This window comes from Candidatus Neomarinimicrobiota bacterium (assembly GCA_016784545.1).
Taxonomy (GTDB): domain Bacteria; phylum Fidelibacterota; class UBA8477; order UBA8477; family JABMPR01; genus JABMPR01.
Window position 1 is genome coordinate 24,537 of record JADHUM010000052.1, and the last position, 9,538, is coordinate 34,074.

The window sequence follows — 9,538 nt, forward strand, 5'->3', positions numbered from 1 at the left end:
GAGAGCTATATTTTCTTTATCTTGAGATATCCAAGGGGTTGAACTTTTCAGTAAAGCCCAAGAGCAACCTATGGTTCAAGCTTGAATCGAATTATATTATTTGTATGTTGAACGTGAAAATGAGTAACAACACTCCAACCAATAGATCTCCTCAATGATCGAGATAATTCTCGCTGTCATCGGTCTGATCCTAAGCTTTATTTTTGCCGGAGCAGAAATTGCATTGCTCTCGTCAAACCGACTTCAGCTTGAGGTATGGCAAAGGCAAAAGGTGCGCGGTGCTAAATCTGCCTTGAATGCCAGCCAAAACCCCGAACAATTCCTCACGGCTACATTGGTGGGGAATAACATAGCCAATATCCTCACCACTTCCTTCGCAACGGTAATGTTCATAAGAGTCATCCCCAACGAGTGGCTCATTTTGCTTATCATTTCTGTGAGCGTACTCATATTTGGTGAAATCATACCCAAAACTCTTTTTCGTGAATTTCCCAATGCCTCCATGTTATTTTTTGGACGTTTTGTCAAAATTTTTGAGATCGTGCTCTACCCCCTGACCTTCCTGCTAACGCTTTATCGGAAAAAAATCCTGAGAAGTGATGACGTTGAAAGTCAGACCAACCTTGATTCTGAGGAGCTCCATCTCTTGTTCAATGATCCCAGGGAAGAAAGTGGTGTGGATGTGCATGAGCGTCAAACCATTGCGCGTATATTCACCTTTAAAAACACCTCAATCAGTGAGGTGATGACGCCTCGTCCGGATATGACTTCTATTTCCATTGATAGCAATATGGCTGATGTTGAAGCAGCGTTTATGGAGTCAGGATTTTCTAAACTCCCGGTCTATGAAGAAACTGCTGATGATATCAAGGGCATTGTTTTCCTCCATGACATTTTCAAAGGTGCCACAGAGCTTCGAGATGTCATGAGGGAGGCCTACTTTGTCCCTGAAACCAAAGCGGCTGATGAATTACTGGGAGAAATGCAGACAAAAAGTATATCCATAGCGATTGTCATAGATGAATATGGCGGGACAGCCGGCTTAGTGACCATGGAAGATTTGTCTGAAGAGCTATTTGGTGAATTTACAGACGCCTTTGATGTGGAAGATGCAGCTGTTCAACAGCTTGATAAGGGGCTGCTCATCAAAGGAAATGTAGAAATAGACTTTCTTAACGAACACCATGATTTTGGTATTCCCCCAGGTGAGTACGAAACGCTGGCTGGATTCCTCATCGGGAGCCTCGGGCATATCCCCCAAAAGAATGAGCAGTTCCTTACGGAAACACACCGTTATGTGATTTCATCTTCAACTGCAACACGTATTGAAACCATATTTGTTCAGGAGCGCTAATTAGCGGTCACTTTTGGGCTTAGTTTCTCTCATAGATCGATATCTGATCCGAGCTTTTTTTTCTACCATGTGGACCGTTCTTGTTGGTCTGGTAGGTATTTTCACCATTGCTGATTTTGTGGAAAAGATTGACAACTTTGTTGATGCCGGTGCTGGCGCCAATCTGATGCTTGTCTATTACGGCTATAGCCTGCCTTACTTCATTGATATGGCTCTGCCCATGAGTATGCTCCTGGCCACAGTCTTCTCTCTGGGGACCCTCAATAAGAACTATGAAATTGCCGCCATGCGTGCTTCTGGAATTAGCATGCTCAGGATTGCACGCCCCCTGCTGCTTCTGGGTCTCTTTTTTACCATTTTCCAGTTTATTTTTCAAAATCTTGTGGTCATGCCTTTCAATCATCAGCAGAAAGAGATCACCCGCAATATATTAAAACCGAAGAAAAGTCCCCGGAAAATGAAAGAGGTGGTTCGCCAGGATATAAACGGCAATATCATGGTTATCAAATCCTATGATGTCCCGAACAATAGTTGCACTGATGTTTCAATCCTGGCCTATCAGGACTCTGGGATTACAGAACGATGGGATTATGCAAAGCTGCAGTGGGTTGATTCTCTCCAGGCCTGGAATAAATCTGAAGGTTTAAATCGTCGCTTTGATGCTGCTGGAAAATTATTGTTTTCAGAGATGAGTCTCAGCGATGAGCTCCCTATTACGCTCACTCCCGTGGATATTGTTAAGGAGCAAATCAGACCCAACGAAATGAATGTTTTTCAACTTGTGGACTTTATTGAGAAGAAAAAACTGCTAGGGCTCAATCCCCATCGCTGGGTAGTAGACTTCCACTTCAAACTGGCTTTTGTCATGACCGGTTTTATTGTGATTTTTCTGGGTATCAGCTTTGCCTTGCAAGGCACCAGGGAGAATCTTGCTGTGGGGGTGGGTAAGAGTGTGATTGCGCTCTTTATATATTATATCCTGCTTATTGGCGGACAGAAAGTCGGTTACAATAGCTCGATGCATCCAGCTTTTGCAGTGTGGTTTGGAAATGTTGTTCTATTTATTGCAGGGGGCTGGCTGTTTTACCAAACAGCTAAGAAGTAACACTCAACTGATACTCCCGCACCAGTTGAGTGCACTCATTTTTATAAATTAAGCCTCTGTTTTGAGCGAGCAGGTGTTTACTCCAAAAATGGCCCAGATGGGACAAAAGTTGATGAGTCCTGTAACCAGAGGTATTAAACCAGTCAGCGCCCAGTAGCGTGCATTGCCTTCGAGAAAAAAGAAAAGGCTAAACAAGCCGAGTGCTAGAACAAGGCGTACTATTTTATCAATTTTACCCACATTTTTTTTCATGCTTATTTCCTCTTGATAGTTAAGTGAACTGAATTGTCACCCCTGGTGATTACTGGTATCTGAAGCAGCTGAAAACTTCCAGCTTTAATTTTTAACGTTTAAACTGAAAACTTATCCCAAATTCAATGCCTTCAGCATTGGCAAACGACATACCCCCCAAGAGTTTCAAAGCGAGGTCAGCATCAAACCAGATGAGGTGAACTCCAGCACCTACAGATGCTTCCCGGCCATAAGGACCTCCAAAGGCTATGCCTGACCTGATGGGAATCATGCCGAAACGTATCCACTCGGCTGCTAGAGCCAGTCTCCATGATCGATCTGCAAAATAGTAATCATCCAAACCGGCTGAAAGATCAGCCATGATAATAAAGTCTTCCTGGTACTGATAGCTACCGCCTAAACGAAAGACCGCAGGATAATTCATGCGCATGCTATCTGGTCTGGGGACATCTTTTTCATCAAACTTGAACAAACTGTCCGAATTTGCAAGCGCTCCAGTCACATTGACTCTTTCAAGGTCCAATGAATACAAAGTGCTCGCTGAAAATTGTGAGCTGTCTGAAGAAATCTGTAATAGATCACGTATAGGAACAATAGCCTCAATAATTCCGATGTTCTTGGCAATAAAATTATCATCATTACCCCAGTTGATGAAGCCAATCACATTATTAATTGCTAAACCAAACTGCCAGTTGTTAATTTTTCTCGTATTAAATCCCACGTCAACACCCAGGCCATTTCCACCGATTGCCCTGGTATAGCGGTAAAAACCATCAGATTGGAGACCGGTTGCCCGGGTACTAAATGCACCTCCTGAGGAATCCACGCCAGCAAAGCCAATCCCAGCCAGATATTTTATGGTTGCCCCCACATTATATTTTTCAAAGGGTATGGCGAAGGAGAAGCCAAAATTGGTCACCATTAGAAGATCCTGACTCACAGATAGATCCAGAGAATGACCAATCTGATTCCCTTCCAGAACCATTTCAAACAGGCCCAGGGGTAACGAATTCTGCATGTAATACTCAACACCAGAGGTGAAAGCATAATTTCCCATGGATACATTCAATATGGGAAGGGGAACACTCACACCCAGACCAAATGCGAACCCATCTTTTGTGAGTTCGGAAAGTAGATATTCTTTATGTGTTTTATCGCTTCCCGGCATCTTCGTCTCGAGATCAAAGGGATCTCCATTCCGGTCACCTGAGAAATATTTGTTAAACAGGGCGAGTGACATGAAATTATTGAAGGCTGTAATTTTGAAATCCAAAAGATCGGCACTAAAGGTAAGATCTTCTGTATATCCCAGATTGGCAGGGTTGTATCCAATTGAGGAAATTCCCCTCGAGCTCACCGTATACGCATTACAAAGCCCAAGCCCTCGAGCATCAATATGTGCCTGACCAAAACCGAGATTCAGTCCAAGACCAGCCAGAAGCACGATTTTAAAGAAATTTCTCATTCTGATGTTTCCCCTCCAGAACCAAACATGGGTCCTGAATTCAGAAGAAATTCCATATAAGCGGTGACATCGATTCCAGCAGAAAAGGGCAACAGAGCAGGATTCGGAGTTTCCGAAATCAGGAATTTGATGGCTATATAATGGGGTTTATCCTCAATCAGCCATCCTAATTCTCCATAGGGAGTGGCGTCCAGCATGAGTAGCAAATGTTTATTGTCCTCACTCAATGTCAAATTATACAAACTGTCAGCCACGGTGGGGTATTCTAAACCTGCAATCGCCATTGCTGCTTCTACGTTGGTAAAGCCGCTGTCTGATCTTCCGATGATAAAAGTATCCAGCATGGCGTATTTATGATGTTTGAGTGTTCCATAAGTTGAGTCTGCATCATCCTCCGTCAGGTTGAAATCGGAAGAATTTGAGAATCGACCAAATCCTTCCTGCCCCGGGATGGCCAACCCCGTAATAGGATCGGTCACAGCAGCTGGAACCTTTAATTCCAGCGTTCTTACCACCGGATGGATAATCAGTGTATCCAGATTGAGTCCGACTGTGTCTATGGTCCCATCAAGATCACGATCCGCTGCTATAAAAACCTGGTTTTCAACTGAATTATAGAAGGGGAAATAAGGAATATCAGAAACTAGAATTCGCATTTCAAATTCCAGTCCAATATCACTATAAATAGTAGTTTTGATGTTGGAGCTTAGCAACATATCTGACTCATCCGGCACACCATTGTCACCTACCAACTGCTTTATGGTCGTTGAATCCAAGGCATCCATGGGTGTGAAGGTTGGCGACAGGAATTGCACACCACCCCCGGCTATGCTCAGATAAAATGGAATTTCAAAACGCCAGGTTCCTGAAATCTCAGCCCCTGCTGTAATGGATGTCAATCCATCAGGTGTAATTTGGGCATCTCCTCCAACTGAAACGATACTGGGCATCATGGCCATGAGGTTGACGATATTATTATCTTCAGGGAAGTGCTGGACAATAGACTCATCTTCGCCCACAGTTCGCCGAACATAATCACGACTAATTCTAATCTCTGTGGACACCGGTGTTTCTGGTGAGCCTGCTTGAAAATTTACTGAGTCTGGATCCAGAGCAACTACAACACTGTCACCATCTCTGAAACCTTTCACCTTAAGGCCTAAGCCTGGAGAAACACCGAACTCATTGTTCATGGTGATGGCAAGAATTGCCTCCCCGAATGTGACGCCACCAACGAGTCCAGGTAGACTCAGCGGCTGTTCTTGATTACTCAATCCAAAATTAATATCAAAGAGTCCCACCAGGTCTTCAATTCGTAGCGATGTCATCAGAACATTGACATCAATGGCCATTTCATCTGGTGGTGGATAGGGAATGGTTGTTGGGCCCCCATCAGAGCTAAATTGTATCTCTGTCTCTATAAGTATTGAATCCAGAGGCGTATCATCCCCTGTAAGGTTACTAAGCAGGTGACCATCCAACACTACCACAGTATCTGCCGTTTCTCCATCAGGCAATGAGAAGGTTAAAATTTCATAGCTTCCAGCATCCAAACTGTCTTGATGCTCATAAAAGTTCCTGAGTTTGATCCGCAAAACATCAATATCCAGACCCATTTGATTTTCCAGTGAAATACTCAGGCGATTGGTGTCCGGGTCATCCACATTGTCTTTAAATGTGGCTTTCACGATTTGGACGCTGAAGGCAGCGTCAGGCGAAGTAGTATTCATGTCCTGGTATATGGACATGGTGGTGTCACGCATATTGATGTTAAAACTCTCAAAGCCATCAATATCAAGTGAAAAATTGTAATGAAAGAAGGGGTTCACGCCCATAGGGAATTCCAGAGTATCACCATCGTTTGAATTAATGGTTCCGCCAAATTCAAATATGAGACTATCATAGAGGGCTACACCGTCAAGCGAAGAGACTTTTACACTATCTTCACCCTCTCGCATATATTCGGAAATACTCTCAAAGAGGTGATTATGTAAGGTATCCCGCTTACTACCATCAGCACTTTTTGTGTATACAAGTAATCCAATGTTTGAAGAAGTCAGTGGCAATTGACTATTGATGGTTGAGGCAATCGAACCGGTGGAAATCTTGACTGATTCAAAACTTTCAATGGGAACATCTGCCGGCAGTGTTGCAGGGTCTGGCAACAGCGCATAAGCCTCTCTGATTCCTGGAAGCGGTGTGTCGGGGATTTCAATTGTGGCGCCAGTTGGAACAGCTGGGACAGAGATGATATCTTCGCAGGTAAATGTTTCGGGGAAGGTACCACAATCTATGCAACCGCCCAAATCTGCGTTGCTTGCCACGCTCACTTCTATTTCGTGAACATAGCCCGGCAACATGACATCCTGGGTAGCGTTCAGGTTTGAGTCAGCATCGCCAAAAGTAAAGTTGACAGTCACTGAACGTCTGGCATTTAGATCATCGCAGGTCGATGCGGGAATAGTGTCATTTGTATATGGGGGATAATTAAATCCCATGTCGGTCATGTAAAAAATTGTATCAACCGGTCCCAGATGAATACCCTCATCTAGCGTGGCAGGTAGAATGGATCCAATATCAATTGGTCCAACACCCAGGGCCATAGGGTCCTGGGCGGGGATGACAAACATATCTTCGGGGAGGGTTATTGGTGGTAAGTCATTCTCAAGAGTGATATACAAACCACCAGGATAATCAGCCAGGGTATCGGGCAGTAAAATATCCATGATCCCATCACCATCTGTATCTACAGAATCACCATACACCTGAATGGTCCCCGTGGTATCAGATGTTAGTAAACCGTCAAAGGGATAAATATCAGAAACCAGAGGAATGGTCAGTGTCATTTGCCAGGTTGGCATCACCACTTTGGTGGGAAGTCCAAAATCACACTGCATGACAAGAAAGCCCCACAATGCAGCCAGGAGTATACCCGCTAACCGATCTCTAAGTTTTCGAAATTTGATAGGAATAACCTTTCTCTAATACCTGTAATGCTCAGGTTTAAAGGGACCTTCTTTCTTAAGACCAAGATACTCAGCCTGATCATCAGAAAGTGTGGTCAGCTTAGCATCAAGATGAGCCAGGTGCAGTCTGGCCACTTCTTCATCCAACTCCTTGGAAAGTACTTGAACACCATCTGCAACGGTACCTTCATAAAGTGCCATCTGAGCCAGCACCTGATTGGTAAACGACGTGGACATGACAAAGGATGAGTGGCCCGTTGCATTACCAAGATTAACAAGACGTCCACGGGAAAGCAGGACCAATGATTTGCCATCAGGAAACTCAAAACGATCAACCTGGGGTTTGATATTGGTTTCAGTGATATCATCGTGGTTCTCTAACCAGGCCACATCAATCTCATGATCAAAATGACCAATATTGGCCAGGATGGCATTATCCTTCATCTTTTCCATGTGTTCACCGCGGATCACATCTTTACAGCCAGTGGTGGTAACAAAGATATCACCAAATTCAGCAGCCTCTTCCATGGTCACAACGGCGTAGCCTTCCATGGCGGCTTGTAAGGCACAGATGGGATCAATTTCAGTGACGAATACCTGAGCCCCATAACCTGCCATAGACTGGGCTGAGCCCTTGCCTACATCTCCATAACCGGCTACTACAATCTTCTTACCCGCCAGCATGATATCGGTACCACGTTTGATACCATCAGCCAGAGATTCACGACAACCGTACTTGTTATCAAATTTGGATTTAGTCACGGAGTCATTTACGTTGATGGCCGGGAAGGGTAATCCCCCCTCTTCCATCAACTGATAGAGTCGATGAACCCCTGTGGTGGTTTCTTCAGAGACACCCTTGATCTGGGCATGCCATTCAGGATGTTGCTCCAGAATAACCTGTGTCAGATCGCCACCATCATCCAGCAGGAGATTGGGACCTTTGCCATCAAAGCCCAGCGTCTGATCAATACACCACCAGTATTCTTCTTCTGTCTCACCCTTCCAGGAAAAGACAGGGACACCTGTAGCAGCAATAGCTGCTGCTGCATGATCCTGGGTTGAGTAAATATTGCAGCTGGACCAGCGCACTTCAGCACCAAGATCAGTAAGCGTTTCAATCAAGACGGCAGTTTGGATGGTCATATGGATACAACCAGCAATGCGGGCACCCTCAAGTGGTTTTGAATCTCCATACCGTTTTCTTAGCTCCATGAGACCTGGCATCTCTTTTTCTGCCAGAAACATCTCATCACGGCCAAAGGCGGCCAGGTTTATGTCAGCTATTTTGTAATCTATCGTCTTTGTTTCCATATATTTTAATTTAACCTTTATAATTCTTTGCGCTCTCCGCGTTCTTCGCGGTTAATGTCTTTTAGTTTTACTTATTTTTTTAATGCTTGCGTGACTTCATCCGTCAGATTGGTTTTTTCCCAGGGGAACTCATCACGGCCGAAATGACCATATGACGCAGTTTTTTCATAGATTGGTCGTTTCAATTTGAGGTGACTGATAATGGCAGCCGGCTTGAGTGGGAAGACTTCTCGCACCATGGCCTCGAGTTCAGCATTGCTATTCTCAGAAGTTCCATGGGAGTCTACCAAGATGGAGATAGGTTCTGCCACACCAATAGCATAGGCCAACTGTACTGTACAGCGTCGGGCAGCTTTGGCAGCCACGATATTCTTGGCAATATAGCGAGCCATATAAGTCGCTGAACGATCCACTTTACTGGGATCTTTACCAGAGAAAGCGCCACCACCATGGGGAGCATAGCCGCCATAAGTATCCACAATAATTTTACGACCCGTTAAACCAGCATCTCCCTGGGGTCCACCTACAACAAAACGACCTGTGGGGTTCACAAAAGTTTTAAGCGTGTCATAGTCTACCAGTTTCGCGGGCAGGACAGGTTTAATGACATGCTCCAGAACGTCATGATACATCTGGCCCTGGACATCGACACCGTCCTTATGCTGATTGGATATCACTACTGCGGTAATGGCTTCAGGCAAATGGGTCTCGGAGTTGTACTGGACCGTCACCTGAGATTTACCATCGGGATAGAGATAGGGTATCTTCCCGTTCTTGCGCACTTCAGCCATCCGTTTGGTCAGCTCGTGAGCTATGTAGATGGGCATGGGCATAAAGGCATCGGTTTCATCCGTGGCATAACCAAACATCATCCCCTGGTCACCAGCACCCTGCTCGTGAGTGTCATCGTCAACCCCCTGTGAGATATCCGGGGACTGCTTGTCAATACTTACCAGAACCGCACAGGTATTATAATCAAACCCGATGGCGGAATCGGTGTAACCAATTCGTTTTATGGTACCCCGGGCGATACGCTGTATATCTACATAGGCTGAGGTCGTGATCTCGCCACCCACCATGAC

At 44.9% G+C, this 9,538-nt stretch carries 7 protein-coding genes; 2 read left to right on the plus strand and 5 right to left on the minus strand.

Annotated elements, in window-relative coordinates:
* Nucleotides 1-154: 154 nt before the first annotated feature.
* Both ISR87_11975 and ISR87_11980 read left to right on the plus strand, forming a co-directional pair.
* A complete protein-coding gene (locus tag ISR87_11975; GenBank protein MBL7026164.1) occupies nucleotides 155-1,354 on the plus strand; it encodes an HlyC/CorC family transporter in 1,200 nt (399 codons plus the stop codon).
* Between the two features lie 13 nt (nucleotides 1,355-1,367).
* Nucleotides 1,368-2,459 (plus strand): LptF/LptG family permease, encoded by a 1,092-nt coding sequence (locus ISR87_11980; protein MBL7026165.1) that lies wholly within the window; start codon nucleotides 1,368-1,370, stop codon nucleotides 2,457-2,459.
* Between the two features lie 48 nt (nucleotides 2,460-2,507).
* Here the strand turns inward: ISR87_11980 and ISR87_11985 are convergent, their stop codons facing one another.
* The 5 genes from ISR87_11985 to ISR87_12005 form a co-directional block, all read right to left on the minus strand.
* The gene (locus ISR87_11985) at nucleotides 2,508-2,711 is read right to left on the minus strand and encodes a DUF2892 domain-containing protein (GenBank protein ID MBL7026166.1); all 204 of its coding nucleotides are present in this window, start codon (nucleotides 2,709-2,711) and stop codon (nucleotides 2,508-2,510) included.
* A 91-nt stretch (nucleotides 2,712-2,802) separates the two neighbouring features.
* A complete protein-coding gene (locus ISR87_11990; GenBank protein ID MBL7026167.1) occupies nucleotides 2,803-4,176 on the minus strand; it encodes a hypothetical protein in 1,374 nt (457 codons plus the stop codon).
* Entirely contained in the window at nucleotides 4,173-7,073 is a 2,901-nt protein-coding gene (locus ISR87_11995) for a hypothetical protein (protein ID MBL7026168.1), read from the minus strand. The genes ISR87_11990 and ISR87_11995 overlap by 4 nt, the downstream gene beginning before the upstream one ends.
* Before the next feature lie 84 nt (nucleotides 7,074-7,157).
* Nucleotides 7,158-8,456, minus strand: a complete 1,299-nt coding sequence (locus tag ISR87_12000) for an adenosylhomocysteinase (GenBank protein ID MBL7026169.1) — start codon at nucleotides 8,454-8,456, stop codon at nucleotides 7,158-7,160.
* A gap of 71 nt (nucleotides 8,457-8,527) precedes the next feature.
* Nucleotides 8,528-9,538, minus strand: a 1,011-nt coding sequence (locus tag ISR87_12005; GenBank protein MBL7026170.1) for a methionine adenosyltransferase, incomplete at its 5' end; no start/stop codon positions are given.

What these genes read in the sequence shown, in the direction of transcription:
- ISR87_11995 (MBL7026168.1), bottom strand. Translation starts at nt 7,073, where the DNA reads ATGCAGTGTGATTTTGGACTTCCCACCAAAGTGGTGATGCCAACCTGG.
- ISR87_11975 (MBL7026164.1), top strand. Translation starts at nt 155, where the DNA reads ATGATCGAGATAATTCTCGCTGTCATCGGTCTGATCCTAAGCTTTATT.
- ISR87_12000 (MBL7026169.1), bottom strand. Translation starts at nt 8,456, where the DNA reads ATGGAAACAAAGACGATAGATTACAAAATAGCTGACATAAACCTGGCC.
- ISR87_11985 (MBL7026166.1), bottom strand. Translation starts at nt 2,711, where the DNA reads ATGAAAAAAAATGTGGGTAAAATTGATAAAATAGTACGCCTTGTTCTA.
- ISR87_11990 (MBL7026167.1), bottom strand. Translation starts at nt 4,176, where the DNA reads ATGAGAAATTTCTTTAAAATCGTGCTTCTGGCTGGTCTTGGACTGAAT.